Origin of the sequence: Halomonas sp., from assembly GCF_052095695.1 — a bacterium.
Classification (GTDB): Bacteria; Pseudomonadota; Gammaproteobacteria; order Pseudomonadales; family Halomonadaceae; genus Vreelandella.
In genome coordinates this window covers 15,114-36,974 of record NZ_JBQDLQ010000012.1, presented here as the reverse complement: position 1 = coordinate 36,974, position 21,861 = coordinate 15,114, and the positions used below count along the sequence as shown (strand labels likewise).

18 protein-coding genes and 1 pseudogene are annotated in these 21,861 nt (G+C 54.8%); 14 read left to right on the top strand and 5 right to left on the bottom strand.

Annotation, left to right across the window (positions count from 1 at the left end; genetic code table 11):
• Positions 1 to 101 precede the first annotated feature (101 nt).
• Entirely contained in the window at positions 102 to 806 is a 705-nt protein-coding gene (locus ACTH5D_RS04045; RefSeq protein ID WP_441668589.1) for an HAD family hydrolase, read from the top strand.
• Here ACTH5D_RS04045 and ACTH5D_RS04040 read toward each other — a convergent pair.
• The 4 genes from ACTH5D_RS04040 to ACTH5D_RS04025 form a co-directional block, all read right to left on the bottom strand.
• Positions 803 to 1,543 (bottom strand): sulfite exporter TauE/SafE family protein, encoded by a 741-nt coding sequence (locus ACTH5D_RS04040; RefSeq protein ID WP_441668587.1) that lies wholly within the window; start codon positions 1,541 to 1,543, stop codon positions 803 to 805. The two genes, ACTH5D_RS04045 and ACTH5D_RS04040, sit on opposite strands and share 4 nt — an antisense overlap.
• A gap of 111 nt (positions 1,544 to 1,654) precedes the next feature.
• Positions 1,655 to 2,458 carry a 5-deoxy-glucuronate isomerase gene (iolB, locus tag ACTH5D_RS04035; protein WP_441668585.1) on the bottom strand — a complete coding sequence of 268 codons (804 nt, stop codon included), beginning with the start codon at positions 2,456 to 2,458 and terminating at the stop codon, positions 1,655 to 1,657.
• A gap of 72 nt (positions 2,459 to 2,530) precedes the next feature.
• Positions 2,531 to 3,526: an inositol 2-dehydrogenase gene (gene iolG, locus ACTH5D_RS04030; RefSeq protein ID WP_441668583.1), complete on the bottom strand. Its 996-nt coding sequence runs from the start codon at positions 3,524 to 3,526 to the stop codon at positions 2,531 to 2,533.
• A 42-nt stretch (positions 3,527 to 3,568) separates the two neighbouring features.
• Complete coding sequence (locus ACTH5D_RS04025; protein ID WP_441668581.1) at positions 3,569 to 4,450, bottom strand: MurR/RpiR family transcriptional regulator; 882 nt, start codon at positions 4,448 to 4,450, stop codon at positions 3,569 to 3,571.
• Positions 4,451 to 4,695: 245 nt separating this feature from the next.
• Between ACTH5D_RS04025 and ACTH5D_RS04020 the strand changes: the two genes are divergently transcribed.
• From ACTH5D_RS04020 to ACTH5D_RS03980, 9 genes are all read left to right on the top strand, one after another.
• Positions 4,696 to 5,646 (top strand): sugar ABC transporter substrate-binding protein, encoded by a 951-nt coding sequence (locus ACTH5D_RS04020; RefSeq protein ID WP_441668579.1) that lies wholly within the window; start codon positions 4,696 to 4,698, stop codon positions 5,644 to 5,646.
• A gap of 54 nt (positions 5,647 to 5,700) precedes the next feature.
• Complete coding sequence (locus tag ACTH5D_RS04015; RefSeq protein ID WP_441668577.1) at positions 5,701 to 6,831, top strand: ABC transporter permease; 1,131 nt, start codon at positions 5,701 to 5,703, stop codon at positions 6,829 to 6,831.
• 1 nt (position 6,832) lies between these two features.
• On the top strand, positions 6,833 to 7,720 hold the full coding sequence (locus ACTH5D_RS04010; RefSeq protein WP_441668575.1) for an ATP-binding cassette domain-containing protein: 888 nt from the start codon (positions 6,833 to 6,835) through the stop codon (positions 7,718 to 7,720).
• Positions 7,721 to 7,729: 9 nt separating this feature from the next.
• Complete coding sequence (locus ACTH5D_RS04005; protein ID WP_441668573.1) at positions 7,730 to 8,527, top strand: TIM barrel protein; 798 nt, start codon at positions 7,730 to 7,732, stop codon at positions 8,525 to 8,527.
• Between the two features lie 80 nt (positions 8,528 to 8,607).
• Positions 8,608 to 10,566, top strand: a complete 1,959-nt coding sequence (locus ACTH5D_RS04000) for a bifunctional 5-dehydro-2-deoxygluconokinase/5-dehydro-2-deoxyphosphogluconate aldolase (RefSeq protein WP_441668571.1) — start codon at positions 8,608 to 8,610, stop codon at positions 10,564 to 10,566.
• A 1-nt stretch (position 10,567) separates the two neighbouring features.
• Positions 10,568 to 12,415, top strand: a complete 1,848-nt coding sequence (iolD, locus tag ACTH5D_RS03995; protein ID WP_441668569.1) for a 3D-(3,5/4)-trihydroxycyclohexane-1,2-dione acylhydrolase (decyclizing) — start codon at positions 10,568 to 10,570, stop codon at positions 12,413 to 12,415.
• Between the two features lie 31 nt (positions 12,416 to 12,446).
• The gene (iolE, locus tag ACTH5D_RS03990) at positions 12,447 to 13,349 is read left to right on the top strand and encodes a myo-inosose-2 dehydratase (protein WP_192535784.1); all 903 of its coding nucleotides are present in this window, start codon (positions 12,447 to 12,449) and stop codon (positions 13,347 to 13,349) included.
• 36 nt (positions 13,350 to 13,385) lie between these two features.
• Positions 13,386 to 14,888, top strand: coding sequence for a CoA-acylating methylmalonate-semialdehyde dehydrogenase (locus ACTH5D_RS03985; protein ID WP_192535783.1), 1,503 nt, complete (start codon positions 13,386 to 13,388; stop codon positions 14,886 to 14,888).
• Positions 14,889 to 14,962: 74 nt separating this feature from the next.
• Complete coding sequence (locus tag ACTH5D_RS03980) at positions 14,963 to 16,087, top strand: Gfo/Idh/MocA family protein (protein WP_192535782.1); 1,125 nt, start codon at positions 14,963 to 14,965, stop codon at positions 16,085 to 16,087.
• A 20-nt stretch (positions 16,088 to 16,107) separates the two neighbouring features.
• Here ACTH5D_RS03980 and ACTH5D_RS03975 read toward each other — a convergent pair.
• Positions 16,108 to 16,395 (bottom strand): annotated as a pseudogene (locus ACTH5D_RS03975) (magnesium transporter); the annotation flags it as partial.
• Between the two features lie 764 nt (positions 16,396 to 17,159).
• On the opposite strand from ACTH5D_RS03975, the gene ACTH5D_RS03970 reads away from it, so the two are divergent.
• From ACTH5D_RS03970 to ACTH5D_RS03955, 4 genes are all read left to right on the top strand, one after another.
• On the top strand, positions 17,160 to 18,806 hold the full coding sequence (locus tag ACTH5D_RS03970) for an amino acid adenylation domain-containing protein (RefSeq protein ID WP_225734187.1): 1,647 nt from the start codon (positions 17,160 to 17,162) through the stop codon (positions 18,804 to 18,806).
• Positions 18,807 to 18,817: 11 nt separating this feature from the next.
• Positions 18,818 to 20,119 (top strand): hypothetical protein, encoded by a 1,302-nt coding sequence (locus ACTH5D_RS03965; protein WP_225734185.1) that lies wholly within the window; start codon positions 18,818 to 18,820, stop codon positions 20,117 to 20,119.
• A gap of 365 nt (positions 20,120 to 20,484) precedes the next feature.
• Positions 20,485 to 20,679: a hypothetical protein gene (locus ACTH5D_RS03960; RefSeq protein ID WP_192535780.1), complete on the top strand. Its 195-nt coding sequence runs from the start codon at positions 20,485 to 20,487 to the stop codon at positions 20,677 to 20,679.
• A gap of 149 nt (positions 20,680 to 20,828) precedes the next feature.
• A complete protein-coding gene (locus ACTH5D_RS03955) occupies positions 20,829 to 21,857 on the top strand; it encodes a SctD/MshK family protein (protein WP_192535779.1) in 1,029 nt (342 codons plus the stop codon).
• Positions 21,858 to 21,861: the final 4 nt, after the last annotated feature.

Here is a 21,861-nt window from a genome sequence, read left to right as displayed (position 1 = left end):
TAGGCCAGAATGAAACATCAGAGCAGCCATCAACGTCATCGTCTTGTCATCATATTTGGCATACCCTACGCGCCGCCAACCCGCGATGAAAGGAGTGCCCCATGCGTCTGGCCCTGTTTGATCTTGACGACACCCTCTTGGATGGAGACTGCAGCGACCGCTGGAATTTATGGATGATAGAGCAAGGTTGGATTAGCGATGCTGAAGCCTTTATGGCGCGGGCGGCGCAAATGCACCAAGCCTATCATGCCGGAAAGCTAAAGCTTGAAGAGTACTTAGCCATGACCTTGGCGCCGCTGCGTGGGCGTCGGGTGAGAGATGTGCAGAAAGAGGTCGAGCGCTTCGTCGCTACTCACTTGCAGCCGCGTATTTTTGAACAGGCCTGGGCCTGTCTGGAATCGCATCGCCAGGCAGGCGATACGCTGGTGCTGATTTCTGCTTCGTCGCGTCACCTGGTCGAGCCGATTGCGACCACTTTAGGCATTGAACACGTGCTGGCGGTAGAGCTCAGCGTGGAGCTCGGCATCAATGAAGACGCGCGCTATACCGGCGGCAGCGAAGGTGTTTTTTCGTATCGCGGCGGTAAGGTATTGCGCTTAAAACAGTGGTTGGCCGAACAGCAGATCACCCCCAGCCACACCACCTTCTACTCAGACTCCCGCAACGACCTCCCGCTGCTGCAGTACGTGGATTGCCCCGTAGCGGTTAACCCAGACCCGGTACTGGCCGAGGTGGCTAGCGTTGAAGGGTGGCGGCGCTTAGACTGGCGCTTGGCGGCATTCACCTCTGTTTCTAGTGGATGTTAAATGGCCTGCCACACCAGATTAATACCGACTGCGAACATAGCCAGGATCACTAAACGGTAGAACAGCGCTTCGTTAACACGACTTTGCAGCCATAAGCCATTGCGTACGCCGATCCAGGCAACGGGCACCAATAAAAGCGACGCCCAGGCGCTGGTCATATTAACTTCGCCGAGCCACACATAAGGCCCTAGTTTGATGGTGTTAACGACCGCATAGGTGATCGTGCAGGTGGCAATAAAGGCCTCTTTGCTGAGCTTGCGCGGCATCAGGTACATGTTCATCGGCGGTGCGCCCGCATGGGCGATAAAACTGGTAAACCCACAAACGCTGGCCGCAGGCAGCGCCCAGCGGCTGGAAATCGGCTTTTTAGCAACAGGCTTTAATAGCATATAGGCGGCAAACACCACTGAGAGAACCCCCAGTGCCAGCCTTACACCTGCCTCGCTTAGGTTGCCAAACAGCAGCGTGCCCACCGCCACGCCAATGAATAACCCCGGCACAAAGCGCCAGACTTCCGCATTCGATTGCTTGCCCCACCACGCCTTCACCGCAAACACGTCCATCACCAGCAGCAACGGCAGCAATAAACCTGCTGCCTGGGTCGGGCTAATGGCCAGCGCCATAAGCGGCACCGAAAGCGTGCCAAAGCCGCCCGCAAAGCCGCCTTTTGAAACGCCGGTCAGGTAAACGGAAAATACGATCAGTAGCCAGGCGATCACGGAGTAGTCAGGGAGCATGATGAATCCTTGGCAATTAATAGCTGGAAGAGCCTAACGTGAAAAACCCCGCGTGAGCGGGGTCGCAAAGCATAGCACTGTCGAAACGTTAGCGGGCGAAGTGACGCTCCATCAAGCTTTCATTAGCCACGCGTGGTCGGGGTCGTTGTAGAATTGCCACGCCCGCTTGGGGCCAGCCATTACGTTTAAATAATAAAGTGAGTAGCCATGGGCAGCGCCAACAGGGTGATAGCCCTTGGGAACTAGCACGCAGCAGCCGTTTTCTACCGCCATGGTTTCATCAAGTGACCGGTCATCAGTGTAGATGCGCTGAAATGCAAAGCCCTGGCTTGGGTTTATACGGTGGTAGTAGGTCTCTTCAAGCAGCGTTTCGTGGGGTAAGTTATCCACATCGTGTTTATGGGGTGGGTAGCTCGACCAGTTGCCTGCCGGTGTGAATACTTCGACCACTAGTAGGCTATCAGCGGGCTCGGTTTCCGGCAGAATGTCGTGTACATGGCGGGTATTGGTGCCCTGGCCACGGCTGCTCTGCTTGATGTTGTCAGGCGCTATTAAGCGTGGCGCATGATTGCCACGACCTGGGGCCGCACACACAGCCAGCTCAAGAGCGGTAGTTGCTTCCACCGAGTAGCTAACCCCATTGGGTAGGTAAACCGCGTAGGGGGGAATCTGCTCAAAGATATCCATACGCTTGCCGATATTTTCAAAGCGCTGCTCGCCGCAGGTTACTGTAGCGCGACCGGTAAGCAGCACCAGGCAGACTTCCTGATCATCGCTGCTGGCCTCCAGGCGCTGACCCTTGGTGAGTTTATGGACCCGAAAGCCGACATGCGTCCAGCCAGCGGAGGCGGGGGTAACGTCAATCACGGTGCCTTGGGCATCCGGGGCGGTGGGGCGTACCAGTAGTGAAGTCATCTTTCGCTTCTCCTAACGGTTCGGCGACGGTTTAGTCAGCCAAACATCTTGTAAAAATTCTTACGTAGCTGTTTAAACCGAAGCATCGAGCAGAATTTTACGACCTTCATGAAGCGAGCGCACCGCTGCTTCGGCTAAGCGCAATGCTTCTAAGCCATCCTGGGCGCCTGCAAGAGGAGCACGCTTTTCGCGCCAAGCATCGACAAAGTCGCCAATCTCTAATCGATAAGCCTCGGCGTAACGTTCTAAGAAAAACCACTTGGGTTTGTCTTCCACTTGGCCTGCGTCACCGGTGAAGCGAAGCCGGGTGTCACTCTCGTTTTGGGCCTGGAGCATACCTTGGCTACCAAAGGCTTCGATGCGTTGATCGTAGCCGTAGCTGGCACGCCGTGAGTTGCTGATTTGGCATAGTTTTCCGCTGGCGGTGGTGAGAGTGACCATGGCGGTATCCACATCGCCCGCTTCACCAATGGCTGGGTCGATGATGCTACTGCCGACGGCAAAAACGCTTTCGATCGGCTCATCCAGCAGCCAGCGTGCCATATCAAGGTCATGGATCATCATGTCGCGAAACAGTCCGCCTGAGTCGCTGACATACTCGGCAGGCGGGGGCGAAGGGTCGCGGCTGATAATCGTCAGGGTTTCCAGTGTCCCAATACGCCCTTGGGTAATCGCCTGTTTAAGCGCTGCAAACTGAGGATCGTGGCGGCGGTTAAAACCTAACGCGCAGGTCACCGGATTGTCTCTGAGCACCTGCAGTGCATCGCGCGTGCGGGCTAAATCCAGGGCGATGGGTTTTTCGCATAGAACTGCCTTACCTGCGCGAGCGGCACGTTCCAGATACTCCGCGTGGGTAGGTGTGCTTGAGGCAATCAGTACGGCGTCAATGGTGTCATCCGTGAAAATCTCATCAACAGAGGTCGCTTTGCTGCCGTACTGCTCAGCCAGGGCTTTTGCGGCAGGCTGATGAAAATCGGCCACAGCGGCCAGAGTCACGTTCGGGTGTGAGTGAATAGCCTGGGCATGCACCTTGCCGATGCGTCCAGCGCCGATAAGCGCGAGTTTCATACGCTCTCCTGTCTTGTTGTTGGTGTTGGCTTGTATGGGCGTTTAGGTCTTACGTTTTTTGCTTGGGGCTTTTGTCTGAGTTTTTTCCAGCGCTTTGTCTCGGGACTTGTCTTGCCGCACGCCCAGGGCAATCGCTAGGGCTTGGGTCAGGCAGAGCGATGCGGTCAAACTGCGAAAACTTTTCACCTCGGCTTCGTTGACCACAAAGGCCACATCGGCGAAGCGGGCAAGCGGGCTGAGGGTCGAGTCGGTAATCACCACGATAGGTAGACCGCGCTGATGGGCGTCTTCGCAGGCTTTTTGGCTCTCTTCGGCATAGGGGGAGAAGCTGATAGTCAGTAAGGCGTCGTGTTGGCTCATAGCGCGCAGCTGCTCGCCGTACATCCCTCCCAATCCACTGACCAATAAGGCGGGCTTGTCTACATGCGCCAGGGCATAGGTCATATAGCTAGCTACCATAAAGCTACGCCGGGCGCCCATCACATGAATGGCTTGGGCCTGCTCAAAAATATCCAGCGCCTTCTCCAGGTTCTCTGGATCAATGCGACTAGGCAGTTGCTCCAAGACTGCGCGATTAGCGTCAGCAAATTCCCATAAAAGTTGTGTGCTATCCGGGGTTTCTCCGGTAGCGCTGCGCACCGCTCGAATCCGCTCGGTGTAGTTGGGCAATTCATCGACCAGGCGGCTGCGAAATAGCTGCTGCATTTCTGAAAAACCTTTAAAGCCCAAACTATTGGCTAGGCGAATCAAGGTGGAGGGAGTGACATCGGCCTGCTCGGCAATTTTGGCTACGGTCGCCAATGCAACTTCCTGAGGGTGGTCGAGCATAAAGCGCGCGGTTTGTTGTAGCCGCTTGCTTAGCGTGGCGTACTCGGCGGCGATTAGTGCTTCCAACTCTCGATAGCTCTGTGGTGGTTGAGGCATACAAATTCCTTCGCGTTAGCCCATCTAGCACTCATTCACTTATTGACTACTGGGCGTTTGCTACTGAGCAAAGTGGCTGGTTGTTGTGCAGTCTAGCCGATTGAAATAAATATTCCATTTATACCAAAGTATAGAATAAATAATTTGCTTGTATTGCCATTTGGAATCTATATTTCATAGCGTCAAAGCAAATCATTCGGTGCTGCACCACAACGAATAATGATAATACGAAGAGGAAATAATCTATGGCACGTCTATCTCATTGGCTTCTGGCCTCCGCCGCCACCACGGCATTAATGGCCGGTGCCGCACAAGCACAGGAACCAGAACAAGAAGCGAGCCGCTTTGTCATGGTGACTCATGGCGTTCCCTCAGATCCTTTCTGGTCAGTGGTCAAAAACGGCGCTGAGGCGGCGGCTGACCTCGTCGGCGCAGAGCTCGAGTACCGCGCACCTTCCACCTTTGATATGGCCAAAATGCAGCAACTCGTCCAGGCGGCGGTAGCGTCTCAACCAGACGGTTTGATCCTCTCTTTCACCGACGAAAATGCCCTGGGAAGCGTTGTGCAAGATGCGGTCGATAACGGCATCCCAGTCATCACCATCAATTCCGGTGGTGAGGTGGCGCGGGATTATGGTGCCCGGCTGCACATTGGGCAGAGTGAGTACGAGGCGGGTAAGCAGGCTGCTGAGCGTATGCAAGAGATGGGCGTTGAGAAAGGTGTCTGCGTCAACCATGAACAGGGCAATCAAGGCCTTGACCAGCGCTGCGATGGTTTTGTCGACGGCTTTGACGGCAATGCAGATCAGTTGGCGACTACTTACGATCCCACCAATATTCGCAACGCCATCGTGGCTTATCTCAACCAGAATAACGACGTTCGCGGTGTGTTAACGCTGGGCGCGCTGTCGGCAGATCCAATGATTCGCGCCATGCGCGAGCAGGGTGCTACCGACACATTCACTTTGGGTACCTTTGATCTCTCGCCAGGCATTTTAGCAGCGCTGGATGCGGGCGACCTGGATTTCGCAATCGACCAGCAGCAGTACATGCAGGGTTACTTGCCCGTGATGTTCCTGGATCAGTTCGTTAAGAACGGTCTGTTACCCGCAGGGGATGTTGCCACCGGCCCGGGATTTGTCACTCAAGAAAACGCTGCGCAGGTTATTGAGCTGAGTAGTCAGGGCATCCGTTGATAACTACCTAACCGGAAAAGGCTCGGCGCTGCCGAGCCTTTGGAGTCGATCGCCATGAATTCCAATGAAACTAACCAACCTGTTGCACCAGCAGCGACTGAACAAGATGAGCGGATTCAGAAGGTCTCATTTTGGAAAAAAGCGCTCAATCGTCCTGAGCTTGGCGCACTAGCGGGTGCCGTGTTGGTGCTTGCCTTCTTTATCGCCGCTTCCAGCGGCACCGGGATGTTTACCCCCGCAGGTATTATCAATTTTCTTGAAGTCGCCGCTCAGCTCGGCATTATCGCCACGGCGGCTGCGCTACTGATGATTGGCGGCGAGTTTGATCTCTCGATTGGCTCGATGATTGGCTTGGCAGGCATCCTGATTGCTATCCCGGCAGTGGAGTATGGCTGGCCGCTATGGGCGGCTATTTTATTGGCGTTTGCCTGTGCAGGCCTGGTGGGCTGGATTAACGGTAATCTGGTCAATAAGACGGGGTTGCCTTCTTTTATCGTTACCCTGGGTTTTCTGTTTATCCTGCGTGGATTGGCTATCGGCACCAGTCGGTTATTGACCGGACGTACGCAGGTGGGTGGCGTACAAGAGCATATTCCTGGTGACTGGTTTGCGGCGCTATTCTCAGGTGAGGTGGCCACGGGTCTGTTCAGTTGGATGGCGGCCAATGGCTGGATGGCGACTAACTTTGCGGGCAATCCTGTCGTCTCGGGCATTCCGGTCTCTATCGTCTGGTGGTTAGGCTTAACCGCTGTGGCAACCTGGGTGTTGCTATGTACGCCTTACGGTAACTGGATTTTCGCCAGCGGCGGCGATGCTAACGCTGCGCGCAATTCGGGCGTCCCCGTTCAGCGTGTCAAGATTTCGCTTTTCATGTTTACCGCTTTCTCCGCCACCATCTTTGCTTGCATACAGGTCATGGATACCGGTTCCGCGGATACCATTCGCGGCTTATTAAAAGAGCTGGAGGCGATTATCGCGGTGGTCATTGGCGGCGCTTTGCTGACCGGCGGATATGGGTCGGCTATTGGCGCAGCCCTGGGTGCGTTGATCTTCGGTATGGTGCAAATGGGCATCTTCTATACCGGTGTTAACACTGACTGGTTCCAGGTCTTCCTGGGGGTGATGCTGCTGGTGGCCGTGCTGTTCAACAATTACATGCGCAAGAAAGCGATGGAGGCTAAGTAACATGTCTACACGTACTCCAATGATTGAAATGCGCAGTGTCAGCAAGCACTTCGGTAGCGTCATTGCGCTAAGCGATATCTCAATGCAGGTGTATTCCGGTGAGGTTATGTGTCTGCTTGGCGATAATGGCGCAGGCAAGTCGACGTTGATCAAAACTCTCTCGGGGGTTCATCAGCCGACCCACGGCGAGATGCTGCTGGATGGTGAACCCGCCCGCTTCAAGTCACCGGCTTACGCGCTAGACGCGGGTATCGCGACGGTTTTTCAGGACTTGGCGATGGTGCCATTGATGTCGATTACCCGGAACTTCTTTATGGGACGCGAGCCAACGGTAGGCTGGGGGCCTTTAAAGCGGATTGATTGGAAATATGCCGACCGGGTTGCCAAACAGGAGATGGCCAAGATCGGTATCGATGTGCGTGATCCAAGCCAGCCGGTGGGTACGCTTTCCGGTGGTGAACGCCAGTGTGTGGCCATTGCCCGCGCTGTCTACTTTGGCGCCAAAGTGCTGATTCTGGATGAGCCGACGTCAGCGCTTGGGGTTAAACAGGCCTCCGTCGTACTGCGCTACATTGCCAAAGCCCGCGCGGATGGCCTTGCGGTGATCTTTATTACCCATAACGTCCACCACGCCTACCCAGTGGCTGATGCTTTCACCCTATTGTCACGCGGCGGCAGCCTGGGCTCCTTCCGCAAAGAAGAGGTCAGCCGCGAAGAAGTGCTTAACATGATGGCCGGTGGCGCTGAGCTTGAAAGCCTGGATGCGGAGCTCGCGGAGTTCCAGCGGGACGATAAAGCCAAGAAGGCCAGTGTAGCCGGTCAAGGCACTCAGCCTGGGAGCGAAACAAACACCGGACAACCTTCACCACGTATTGCCGGCGGCTTTTAAGGAGTCATGATGAATAAAATAACCTCATCGTCTCCTTTCACATTGGCTGTATGCGCTGAAATGGTCTTCCGTGATTTGCCCATGCTGGAGCGCATTCAACGTATTAACGAACTGGGGTTTCAGGTCGAGATTTGGGACTGGACCAAGCACGACATTGAGGCACTGGCCACAAGTGGGGCAAGGTTTTCATCCATGACGGGCTATGTCACCGGCACTCTGGCGGATGCAGCCGGGGCCGATGAAATGCTACGCACTGCCGCTGAGTCGGTGGAGGTCGCCAAACGCCTTGGCATTCCGCGCCTTAACTTACATGGCACGGGGTTGGATGGTGAAGGATTGCCCGTACAACCTTGCCAACAGATGACCGGCGCTATGTGGCTCAAAGCTCGCGACACGCTCAACCGGCTGGCGGATCTCGGCGAGCAGCATGGCGTCACCTTTGTGCTTGAAAACCTTAATACCGAGGTTGACCACCCCAGTGTGCCGTTTGCTCGCTTGGAAGATGTGCTGGCGCTTGTAGAAAGTGTTGATCGGCCGGGTTTGCGCATTATGTTGGACATTTATCACGCCCAAATTGGTGAAGGTAATCTGACCGAATGGATGCGCAGATGTGGGCCGTACATTGGTGAAGTGCAGGTGGCGGATGTGCCTGGGCGCTGTGAGCCAGGGACTGGCGAAATCAACTATCCGGCTATCGCCAAAGCGCTGAGCGAGATGGGGTACCGCGGCACAGTGGGGCTGGAAGGCTGGGCCTCTGGCGACGACGATCTCGCCCTCGATCGATTTCGTGCTGCCTTTGAGCTGTAGATAGGCCAGCCCCAGGACGCTTTTACGCCCAGAGTCATCTTTTGCCCGATACCACGAATTTGTGACGTGGGGAGATCTTTATGCTGAATAATAATAGTCAACACCGACCGCTTGACCTGATTTGCTTAGGGCGTGTAGCGGTTGATCTTTACGCTGAACAGATTGGTAGCCGCTTAGAAGATGTTGCCAGCTTCGCTAAGTATTTGGGCGGTAGCTCCGGCAATATGGCCTACGGCACTGCGCGGTTAGGGTTGAAATCGGCCATGCTCTCGCGGGTGGGCGATGAGCAGATGGGCAACTTTGTGCGTGAAGAACTGGAGCGGGTAGGCGTAGATACAAGCGCGCTACAAACCGACCCAGAACGCCATACCGGTTTGGTACTGCTAGCGTTAAAAGACCGCGAGAGCTTCCCTCTGCTGTTTTACCGCCACGACTGCGCTGATATGGCCATTGACGCTGATGACATCGACCCTAAGTTCATAGCCCGTTCAAAAGCCTTGGCGATTACCGGTACGCATCTTTCTACTGATACTACTCGCCGGGCGTGTCGCAAGGCGCTGGACGCGGCCTCCCATCATGGCGTTAAGCGGGTGCTGGATATCGACTACCGGCCGGTGTTGTGGGGACTGACCAACCCTGGCGATGGCGAAACCCGCTTTATCGCCGATGACAAAGTGACTACCGATCTGCAGCGTTGGCTGCCGGATTTTGACCTGATCGTGGGTACCGAAGAGGAGTTCCATATTGCCGGGGGCAGCACGGACACCTTGGCGGCCCTGCGCGCAGTGCGCGAAGTTAGCAAAGCTACACTGGTATGCAAGCTGGGGCCGATGGGCTGTGTGGTGTTTGAAGGCGCTATTCCTGAGCGCATTGAAGACGGTATTTTGGTCAAAGGCGTCCAGGTTGAGGTGCTCAATGTGCTGGGTGCCGGTGATGCCTTTATGAGCGGGCTGCTGCGTGGCTGGTTACGCGGCGAGCCTTGGCAAACCAGCGCTGCCTATGCCAACGCCTGTGGCGCGCTGGTGGTCTCCCGCCACGGCTGTGCCCCCGCCATGCCCACTGAAGACGAGTTATTTGATTACCTGGCGCGCCGCGACGAAGTACCCCGCCCAGATACCGATCAGCGCTTAAACCACTTACACCGTGTCACCACACGCGTACCGGCCCAATGGCCCGAAGTGCTGGGCCTGGCATTTGACCACCGCCGCCAGCTCACCGATATGGCCCGTGAAGAGTATGCCGACAGCGCTTGCCTGCCTAAGCTTAAAAAACTTCTCGTCACCGCCGCTGAAGAGGGCGCAAAGCTGGGCGGGATTGCCACCCCCGCGATTCTGGTAGATGACGTGCTGGGTCAGGACGCGCTCAACCAAGCCAGCGGCAAAGGCTGGTGGATTGGCCGTCCGGTGGAGCTGCCGGGCTCACGTCCGCTGCGCTTCCAACATGGCGATGATTTAGGTGCCTGCCTGCGCAACTGGCCTAGGGAGCAGATCATTAAATGCCTGGTCTTCTACCATCCTGACGACGAAATTGCGCTGCGTCTGGAGCAGGAGGAGCGTCTGCGTCAACTCTATCAGGCGGCCTGTGCGTATGGGCTAGAGTTGCTGATTGAAATCATTCCCCCTACAAACATGCCCAACGACGATAAGACGTTACCGCGAAGCCTTCAGCGCCTCTACAACCTGGGCATTCGCCCCGACTGGTGGAAGCTTCCCGCCATGTCAGATGCTGCCTGGCAGGCTGTGGGCGAGACCATTGAGCGGGAAGATGTCTACTGTCGTGGTGTCGTACTGCTTGGGCTAGACGCGCCTATGGACGATCTGAAGCGCGGCTTTCAAGCAGCGGTCAATCATGCCTGCTGCAAAGGTTTCACCGTTGGGCGAACGCTATTTGCCAGCGCCAGTCGTGACTGGCTAGCGGGGCGTATCGACGATGCCAGCTTGGTAGAGCGGGTCGCCCAAAACTATGCCGAACTGATAAAGGCGTGGCGGCAATTAAGGCAGGCGCAGCCGCAAGCGCTGGCCCACACAGAGGAGGCGTAAGATGAGCACTATTCGACTCACCATGGCCCAAGCGCTGGTCAAGTACCTTGCCGCCCAGCGTATTGAGATTGACGGCAAAGAGATCGCGCTATTCGAAGGCGTGTTTGCGATCTTTGGCCATGGCAACGTGGCGGGGTTAGGCGAAGCGCTCTACCACGTGCAAGACGCGCTGCCCACCTTTCGTGCCCATAACGAACAAACCATGGCCCACGCGGCCATTGCTTTTGCCAAAGCCAACGGCCGTCAGCGCTTAATGGCCGCCACCAGCTCGATTGGTCCAGGGGCAACCAATATGGTAACCGCTGCAGCGCTGGCCCATGCCAACCGTTTGCCGATCTTGCTGCTGCCGGGAGACACCTTTGCCACCCGCGAACCCGACCCGGTTCTGCAGCAGGTAGAACATTTCGGCGACCCGACCATTAGCGTCAACGACTGTTTTCGCCCGGTATCGCGCTACTTCGACCGTATCAGCCGCCCGGAACAACTGCTGACCAGCTTGCCTCAGGCGATGGCTACTCTGCTAGACCCTGAGCACTGCGGCCCGGCGATCCTGGCACTGCCCCAGGATGTGCAAACCTTTGCCTACGACTACCCGGAAGCCTTTTTTGCACCCAAGGTACATCGCATTCGCCGCCCGCCGCCGGAGGCTTATGAGTTACGCCAAGCAGTTGCTGCACTCAAGCAGGCTAAGCGCCCGCTGATCATTGCCGGGGGCGGCGTGCACTATGCCTCGGCCTGCGAAGAGTTGGCCGAGTTTGCCAAGGCAAGCGGCATTCCGGTAGCCGAAACCCAGGCGGGTAAAGGCGCGCTGGCCGACAACCACCCCTGTGCGGTGGGTGCCATTGGCGTCACCGGCAGCGCCGCCGCTAATCAACTGGCGGAGCAGGCCGATGTTATTTTGGCGGTGGGCACGCGGCTGCAAGACTTTACCACCGGCTCCCGTGCACTGTTTGAAGGTAGCGATAAAATACTGATTGCCCTCAACGTTGGCCGTTTCGATAGCTTGAAGCATCAAGCGCTGCCGCTCACCTGCGATGCCTTGATTGGCTTGGGTGAACTTGATGAAGCGCTAGGCAAATGGCGCGGTAGCGATGAATGGCGCGAACAAACCGGAACGCTCAAGCGCGAATGGGCCGAGGCAGTACATCGCGTAACCGCCAATCAAGGGCTGGCGCTCCCCACCGACGCTCAGGTGATCGGCGCGGTCAACCGGCAGGCCGCTGATGACACCACCGTGATATGTGCCGCCGGTGGTTTACCTGGCGAACTGCATAAACTTTGGCAGTGTTCTGGGCCAGGTAGTTACCACGTCGAGTATGGTTTCTCCTGCATGGGCTATGAAATTGCCGGCGGGCTGGGCGTCAAGATGGCCAAGCCCGAGCGCGAAGTGGTGGTGATGGTCGGCGACGGCAGCTACCTGATGCACAACTCGGAGCTGGCGACGTCAGTGATGCTGGGCCACAAGCTGATTGTGGTGGTGTTGGATAACCGCGGCTATGGCTGTATCAACCGCCTGCAGCACGCCACCGGCGGCGCGGGGTTTAACAACCTACTGCAGGATTGCCGCACGGTCGAGGCGGGCGCTCCAAAAACCGATTTTGCCGCCCACGCCAAAGCACTAGGCTGTGAGTCTGAATCGGTGATTGGCATTGCCGAACTGGAGCAAGCGCTGGTGCGCGCTCGTAGCGCCACTTCGACCTATGTGATTGCTCTGGATACCGACCCATTACCCAGCACCCAGGAAGGCGGCGCCTGGTGGGAAGTGGCCGTGCCCGAGGTCTCCGAGCGTGAGCAGGTCAATACGGCCTATCAGGGCTATCGCGAGGCCAAGCAGCGCCAACGCCATTAATACCAACAAACACAATCACAAGGAATACGCTATGCCAACGGTCACTTTAGGCATCAACCCGCTCACCTGGACGAACGATGATTTGCCCAGCCTGGGCGGCGCAACCCCGCTGGAAACCTGCCTGCAAGAAGGGCGCGAAGCAGGCTTTAGCGGTTTTGAACTGGGTAATAAATTTCCCCGCACGCCGGACGCCTTGAATCAGGTGCTTAGCGCTCACGACTTAGCGCTTGTTTCAGGCTGGTACTCCGCACATCTGCTGGAGCGCAGCCCGGAAGAAGAGATTGAAGCCATTCAAGACCATATGAACCTGCTCAAGCAGTGTGGCGCCAAGGTCATGGTGCTGTGTGAAGTCACTCACTGCGTGCACGGCGATCAGGAGCGTCCGCTCTCCCAGCGTGCGCATCTTGCCGAGGATGAGTGGCAGCGTTTGCTCAAAGGCCTGGATGTGGTCGGCGACTACCTAAAATCCCAAGGTATTCAACTGGTCTATCACCACCATTTGGGCACGGTGATCGAAAGCCAGAACGACGTTGAACGTTTAATGGACAACACTGGCGAAGGTGTCGGTCTGCTGCTGGATTTTGGTCATCTATGCGGTGCCGGTGGTGATCCGCTCGCCATCGCCAAACGCTACAGCCAGCGTATCCACCATGTGCACTGCAAAGACCTGCGTTTCCCGGTGCTGGACGCAGTGCGCAACCGCGACAAAAGCTTTTTAAACGGCGTGCTGGACGGCCTGTTTACCGTACCGGGGGATGGCGATGTAGAGTTTCTTCCCGCCTTAACTCACCTGTGCGAGCAGGGCTATGAGGGTTGGTTGGTGGTGGAAGCTGAGCAAGACCCAGAAGTGGCGCATCCGCTGACTTATGCTCGCCTGGGTTGCCGCAACTTGCGTCAGCTTGCCGAGCAGGCGGGTTTTGACATTGCCGACTAAAACAGCGCCCGCCACGTATTTTCATCAGGAGTCCTCATGAAGACGCTATCCCACTATCTCAATGGCCAACATATCGCAGGTCGGAGCCAACGCACTTCGCCGGTTTACAACCCGGCCACCGGTGAACAGAGCGCCCAGGTTACGCTGGCCAGTGCCGGTGAGACCCGTGACGCAGTGCGCATCGCCGATGAGGCCTTTGTCGCCTGGTCAAAAACCTCGCCGCTGAAGCGCGCGCGTATTCTGTTTAAGTTCAAAGCGCTGGTTGAGGAGCACACCGATGAGCTGGCGCGGCTGATATCCAGCGAACACGGCAAGGTATTTTCTGACGCTAAAGGCGAAGTGACTCGCGGCCTGGAAGTGGTCGAGTTTGCCTGCGGCATTCCCCACCTGCAGAAAGGCGAGCACTCCATGAACGTCGGTACCGGCGTGGATAGCTACTCAATGATGCAGCCGCTGGGCGTGTGTGCGGGTATTTCGCCGTTTAATTTCCCGGCCATGGTGCCCATGTGGATGTTTCCCATCGCACTGGCCTGCGGCAACACCTTTGTGATGAAGCCTTCGGAAAAAGATCCCTCTACGCCGCTGCGCTTGGCCGAGTTGTTAAGCGAAGCGGGCCTGCCGGATGGCGTCTTCAACGTCGTTAATGGCGATAAAGAAGCGGTGGATGTGCTGCTCACCGATGAGCGTGTCCAGGCGGTAAGCTTTGTCGGCTCCACTCCCATCGCCGAATACATCTACGCCACGGCATCAAAACATGGCAAGCGCGTTCAAGCTCTAGGTGGGGCCAAAAACCATATGGTGATCATGCCCGATGCGGACCTCGACCAAGCCGTGGGTGCCCTGATGGGCGCAGCCTACGGCTCGGCAGGCGAGCGCTGCATGGCGATTTCTGTCGCGGTGCCTGTGGGCGAAGAGACCGCCAAACGCCTGCGCGAAAAGCTGGTGGCAGAACTGGAGAAATTAACCGTCGGCCCTGGTCTGGTCGATGGCCCGGATAACGATATGGGCCCGCTGATCACCCGCGAACACCGTGACAAAGTGGCGGGTTATATCCAAACCGGCGTCGATGAAGGCGCTGAGCTTGTTGTGGATGGTCGTCAGACAAGCATAGACGGCGCAGGTGATGGCTACTTTATTGGCGGGACACTGTTTGACCATGTGACGCCTAAGATGCGCATTCACTCAGAGGAGATTTTCGGCCCGGTATTGGCGATTGCCCGCGTGGAGAGCTTCGACGAAGCGGTGAGCATGATCAATGCCCACGAGTACGGCAACGGCACGGCGATCTTTACCCGCGATGGCGATGCTGCGCGCCAGTACTGCGAGCAAATCCAGGTCGGCATGGTGGGGGTTAATGTGCCGATCCCTGTGCCCATGGCGTTCCACAGTTTCGGCGGCTGGAAGCGCTCGCTGTTTGGCCCGCTGCATATGCACGGCCCCGACGGTGTACGTTTCTATACTCGCATGAAGACCATCACCCAGCGCTGGCCCAGCGGCATCCGCGAAGAGACCAATCACTTCACCATGCCGACGATGTAAACAGCCTGATAGCGGCTCACTAAACAACGCCGGGCCTAGTCCGGCGTCATTGTTTTGCAACAGGGATAATCACAATGAAAACCCTCAAGATTGGCTTAATCGGCACCGGCTTTATGGGTAAAGCCCATGCTATCGCCTTTAACGCAGCGTCCAGCGTTTTTGAACTACCCGCTAAACCTGTGCGCGAACTGTTGGCGGATGTCGACCTCGCCACAGCAGAAAGCCGGGCGCGTGCCTGGGGCTTTTCCCGCGCCACCGATGACTGGCAAGCCCTGGTGGCAGACAGTGACGTGGATGTGGTGGATATCTGCGCGCCCAATTTTCTGCATAAAGAGATGGCGCTGGCCGCCATTGCCGCGGGTAAGCATGTTTACGCTGAAAAGCCGCTGGCGCTAAGTAGTGCCGATGCCGACGAGATGGTCGCCGCGGCTGAAAAGGCGGGCGTCAAAACCTTGGTAGGCTTTAACTATATTCGCAATTCAGCCACCCAACTGGCCCGCCAGATTGTCGCCAGTGGTGAGATTGGCGAGCTGATTCATTTTCGTGGGAGACACAACGAGGATTATCTACTCGACCCACAAAAGCCCCACGACTGGCATACACAGCGGGCAACAGCGGGTGCCGGTGCGTTAGGCGATGTAGGGTCGCATATTCTTAATATGGCCGAGTTTTTAACCGGACAGCGTATTACCGAGGTATGCGGCCAGCTACAAACCGTCATCGTCTCGCGCCACAAGGCTGACGGTAGTGGTATGGCGGCAGTGGAAAACGACGATCAGGCTCAGGCCATGCTGCGCTTTGATCAGGGGTTAATTGGTAATATCGAAACTTCGCGGGTGGCAGCGGGGCGCAAAATGGGGTTGGCCTACACACTAACGGGCACAAAAGGCGCCATTGTGTTTGATCAGGAGCGCATGAGCGAGCTGCAGCTATATCGCCATAGCGATACCCTAGGAAGACGCGGCTTTACCACCTTGTTTACGGGCCCTGAACACCCCGATTATGCCGCTTTCAGCCCCGCGCCGGGGCATGGGTTGGGCTATAACGATCAGAAAATTATCGAGGTTAGGGATCTGGTCGAAGGCATCATCAACAACCGTCCTCTCTACCCCGATTTTCGCGAAGCCGCGCGGGTTAATCGGTTGATCGATGCCATCGAAAGGTCAGATCAGACGGGGCAGTGGGAGGAGGTGTTGTGACGATTATCTAGCCTATGTATTTATAAAATAATCAGCGTCGCGAGCCCCAAAAAGGATAAAAAGCCGACCATATCGGTAACGGTTGTCAAAATCACCGCGCCGGATAGCGCTGGGTCAATCTGAAATCTTTTCAATACCAGTGGAATCAACACGCCTGATCGGTTGGCAAGGCTCATATTGATAAAGATGGCCAGCGTTATTACTAACGTGATTAAAGGGTCTCCAAACCAAAGGTAGGAAATGAAACCGACCACGAGCGCCCATGCCAAGCCGTTGCTCATCCCTACCCACAGCTCTTTATTGTAAAGCCACTGTTTATTGTTACCCGCGAGCTAACCAATCACTTGGGCAAGACTTGGATAAAGTATGCTAACGGAGAGGTTTCTCCCTCGGCTTAAGCATCAGGCCTTGTTGTTAAAGACTACCTACCAAAGGCGTTATATTTTTCGCCCTTATCTGTACATTGAACCTTGCACTGACTGAGGCTTAGGCTACATTGAAGAGCAAAATTTCGGTTGGGTTTTTTTTTGCTTTGCAAATGATCAAAGTTATATATGCTGATTCAATTGATCATTTTCGGATGAGTCACTAACAGAATACTTTGTAGGTTGAGCTTATCCTTACTCGGATCATGGAATGCATGGAGTGGCGGCCGTGTTTTCACTGGTGAAGCTAAACAATCAAAACAGTACTTAAAGACGTTGGTAGCTGCGGCGGCTGTATTGACGTTAGCCAGCGAAAGGCCTTCGGAGAGATGTAAAAAAGTGATGAAGGCGAGCGAGGTCGCTAGATGAATAGATGGGTACATCGGAAATCCACTTAGATTTTGTGTTCTCTCACTGACCGTCAAATATGATTTTTCTCGCTTGGTACAAAATTATCGATAGATAAGTGCAGGAGGTGTCCGGCAGGTTGTTTGCCGTACCAGTGTCACGAAGCAGGTGGAAGGCTTGGGCGCTGACAAGGGCATCCTCTCTACAACCACTATGTCCTCATGGTGGCAATTAGCTATTGGGTTGAGAAGTTGCTTTTGAATCTTTTTCTAAATATCCCGTGTTTTTAGGAGAACAATATGAAAAATACTCTCGAGACAAGACAGGATGATCCAGAGGCGTTGGTTTCAAAATTTCCAGGCGCTGCTTTTGTCGATTTGCCGAGCATGGAAAGCCCTTTGACGACTCTAAGTCCTATAGATCAGCAGCGATTCCAGCATTTCGGTTGGGGGGCTTCTATTAACCCTCGTTTCCATACCCTCTTAGAGGCGATCAACTATCAAATAGCCACTCGGCCAAAGGCTGTTGCCGCCGAATATCAGGGACAGACGCTGACTTATAGTCAACTAGATGCGGCAGCAAACCAGTTGGCTTTAGTTCTAAGCAGCCATGGGGTGCAGCGGGGTGATGTAGTTTGCTTATATCTTCGCCGATCTTTTTCAATGTTAGTAGGGATCGTTGCGGCGATGCGAGTGGGGGCAGCCTATGTCCCTCAGCATTTAGGAGTAGCCCCGCCGGAGATGCTGAGCCATATTGCCAAGATCTCCGGCGCGAAAGTTATCCTAACGCTAAGTGCAATGGCTCCTAAAGTGGCCGCTCTCCAGCATCAACATCTCATCTTTATCGACAGCATGATTGACAGTCTGGCGCCGGACGTTACGTCACCGCGGTTTACTGGCACAGCCACTATGCCAGAAGAGGTGGCGATGATTTTATTTACCTCGGGTACCACCGGCGTGCCGAATGGAGTGCAGGTTACACACCGTAATCTGTGCAACATTTTACAGACTGCACCTGGCGACCTGGGGATGGGGCCTGGCATGAGGGTTGGGCAAGTCCTCTCGATTGCATTCGACATGGCTACATGGGAAGTTTTGGGGGCGTTGTCGAACGGTGCAACTCTGGTTATTCGGGGAAATTCGATTCAGGAGACTGCTGAATCGGTTGATGTGCTTATCGCGACTCCTTCCATTCTTGCTTCTCTGGACGCAGATCGCTGCCGTCAAGTCAAAGTTGTTGCAGTTGCTGGTGAGCCTTGTCCTAGGTCTCTAGCTGATAGATGGTCCTCTTTCTGCCGCTTCTATAACTCCTGTGGGCCAACCGAAACCACAATTATCAATACTGCGGAGGAGCATCGGTCTGAAAAACCAGTTCTGTCGATAGGGCGACCAACACCCAACAACACAATATATATATTAGATGAAAATCTTCATCCTCAACCGATAGGTATAAAGGGTGAAATATGGGCGGGTGGTGATTGCGTAACCATGGGGTACTTAGGCAATAAGCCCCTGACGAACGAGCGCTACCTTCCTGATCCCTTTCGTCCGGGCCACATGATGTTCCGTACTCGCGACCTGGGGCGGTGGACTGATGACGGAGAGCTAGAGCATTTTGGGCGTATCGATGATCAAGTGAAGGTGCGTGGCTTTCGGGTAGAGCTAGATGCTGTATCCAGTGTCTTGGAAGATGCTGAAGGTTGTCTGCAAGCGGCGACCCTAAAATATGATGACCGTACTTTGGTCAGTTTCGTCACGCCTGCATCGTCGGTTAATCTCAGTGCAGCGGTAGAAGCAGTGGCTGCAAAGCTTCCCTATTATTGTGTGCCGGCCGCTGTGCTGCCAATGGACACGTTTCCTCATACGTCGAGAGGTAAGCTCGATAAGAGGGCTCTGATGCAGATTGCGCAAGTACATTTTAAAAGGCTAAACGCGGAGCCCGCATAATGATAACTAAGATGACTAATATTCGACTGGTAGGTCAGAGCTGGCGTTACTATACCCGACACCCTGCGTTAATAGAGTATCGCAGGCTGATTATGATGGTTATGCTTATTAACTTAGTTATTTTTATCATGGGGTTACAGGGTGGATGGTGGTTGTCTGGAGAAAAGTATGCTCTTCAAAACATCGCTAATATGGCGCTTGCTAATGTAAGTGTGGGTATTCTGATACGGCAGCAGCGTGTAGTGAATGCGCTGTTTTGGTTGGTTACGCGGATTCCAACGTCGTGGCCGCTATGGATTCGCTGGCGTGCAGGGAAAGTGTTCCATTTTGGCGGACTGCACTATGGTGGCACTGTGGTGGGTACCACTTGGTTTGGCTTTTTGCTGTGGGGCGTGCTTCAGAACAAGCTGAGCGATAAATCTACTCTTTCGGATCTGACGCTGGGTATTAGCGTTGTCATGATCGGGCTAATGTTACTGATGATTGTGACGGCTATTGGTCCAGTTCGGGCAAAATTTCATAATAGTTTTGAAAAAATTCACCGATTTGTAGGATGGACTGTTTTAGGCCTCTTTTGGGCTCATAATGTGTCAATAATGCACGACATGGGTGAAAGCTTGATCCAGGCACCTTCTTTTTGGGTTCTTTGCCTGGTCACATTATCAGTCATCTCACCATGGCTTACACTGAAGCGGGTTGATGTAATAGTTTCAAAACCTTCGAATCATGTCGCGCTGGCGCATTTTGATTATGGTGACACGCCATTTCCAGGAAGCTCCAACGCTATTAGCCGAACCCCGTTTGGTGAATATCACTCTTTCGCAAATATCCCAACCCCGGGGCATAAGGGCTACAGGTTTGCAATAAGTCGCTCGGGCGATTGGACTGCTCGTTTCATTGACAGCCCTCCTCAGAAGGTCTGGGTCAAAGGTATAACGACTGCGGGAGTTGCGAGGATTGAGGTCTTGTTCAATCGTGTCGTATATGTTGGTACAGGATCTGGTATCGGCCCCATTTTGCCGCACCTTCTGGCCAGGGATGTGCCGTGCCGCTTGATCTGGTCAACTCGCTCTCCTCGCAAGACTTTTGGAGACACGCTGGTCGATGAGATTGAGGCTCATACGGAGAAGCCCTTGATCTGGAACACGGATGAGAGGGGTAAGCCCGACCTGTCAAAACTTGCTCTGCAAGCTGTGCGGGAGAGTGACGCTGAAGCTGTCATCGTGATCTCGAATCAGAAGCTAACGCGGCGAGTCGTGCATGACATGGAGACTTTAGGTATTCCAGCTTATGGTGCGATTTGGGACAGCTAACACATGTCAGCTTATGGCCGCAGGCTAAGTGGTGAAGGGGCGCGAATTTCGTATCTTGCCGATTCACGCAAAGCCAACATTTAATATTGCCAATCAAGCGCTCATAATTTTTATGTCTATTGAGCGTATTTGGGTTTTGCTTTCTCTGAAACTTAAGCTATCTTTAATGGTAGTCTCATTATGCAATTTCTGTTTTCTTGCAAAAAAATGATCAATATACTCCAAATGGATTCATTTGATCAGATGAGGCTGGCTTACAGCTCATTAACTTTGAGTTGGGTTTGTAACTTTTTAGAAATGCTTTAAAGGCTATGATGTCCTCTGTCTCCATCGGAGGCATAACATGAATAAAAGGAGAGTTGGTAATGTTTACATTTGATAAACCGAAGAAAGAGAACGCTGTTCCTCCTGCTGGCGGCGGCGGCGGTGGAGGTATTGATGTTGGCCAACTGAAGCAGGTCTTCGAAGAAGCTGCTCAAAAATCCATGGAAGTGAGCAAAGCCAAGACAGAGGGTAATACGGAGGTTGATACCGCCAAGTCGGCTCGTCCAAACAACTAAGGATTGCCATCATATCGGCCAGTGGCGGTGTTTGCCGCCGCTGGCTGTTGATAACGCTTTTGTAGTCTCAACGGTTTTATTTTCCTCTTGCCAGCCGCTGGAAGTGATTTGTAGCAGCAGGCAGGAGGTTTATTGATAGGTATTTGCTCATGGCCTCTTCTTTCACGACATCTATTGGTTCGTTATTCACTCCGTCCGCAGGTGTTTATTCGACGATTCAAGTGACTGGGGGTGTTCATCAGGGCGTAGCTGTGTCCTTGGAGCAAGCTGTATGCCGTATCGGCGCTGCGGAGCCGGCGGATGTGATGCTCTGTGATGAAGGGGTCGCTGCTGAGCATGTCATCCTGCGGTTTCACGCCCGGATGGTAGCGATTGAAGCAGTTGGTGGGGAGGTTGTCATTGGCGGCGAAACGCTGGCGCAAGGCACTGGGCGGCGCATCGACTTGCCTACGACTCTCGCTATGGGGGGCGCCCAGTTGCGGCTCTCGCGTCCTGAGACCTCTTTGTCGCCCGCCTTGCAATCGGCTTACGAGGCAGTTGAGTCAGCATTGCGCGCCACCCGTGACTCGCTGCCGCATAAGCTGTTGTCGCGAAGACGCCATTCTTCCGGGGGGGAGCGAGTTGGACGTGGAGTCGTGTTAACTGCGTTTTGCACAATTATCGGTATCGCTGGCGTTTATCAGTTAGTGGGCGTTGACGAGGCGGGCGCTAATATTTCTGCCGAAGCTCTACATTCGACCGCTACTTTATATCCTCAAGGGGTAGAGGCGGCACTGGCAAGCGATCAGCACGAAACGCCTGCGGAGGCCTTGGAGCGTCGATTGAAACAGGCTGGTCTTGATGGGCTGCAGGTGAGCGATGCCGGCAACCACCTGGTAGTGTCGGGTGAATTCGCGCCCGAGCGGCATGAGGATTGGCAGGGAGTGCAGCGCTGGTTCGATCAGCGCTACGGCAGCAGCCAAGTATTGGTCAGTAATGCCAAATTGAGCCTGATTGCTGACCAGCCAGCTTTTCGTTTCCAGGCTGTTTGGCTGGGTGATAACCCTTATGTCATTGGTGCCAAAGGAGAAAGGTTGTACACGGGGGCATCTTTGCCGGAAGGCTGGGTGCTTGCCGCTATCGGCGACGAAAGGGTTACCTTGCGCCGTGGCGACGAACAGTTTTTTCTGACGCTGTAGGACG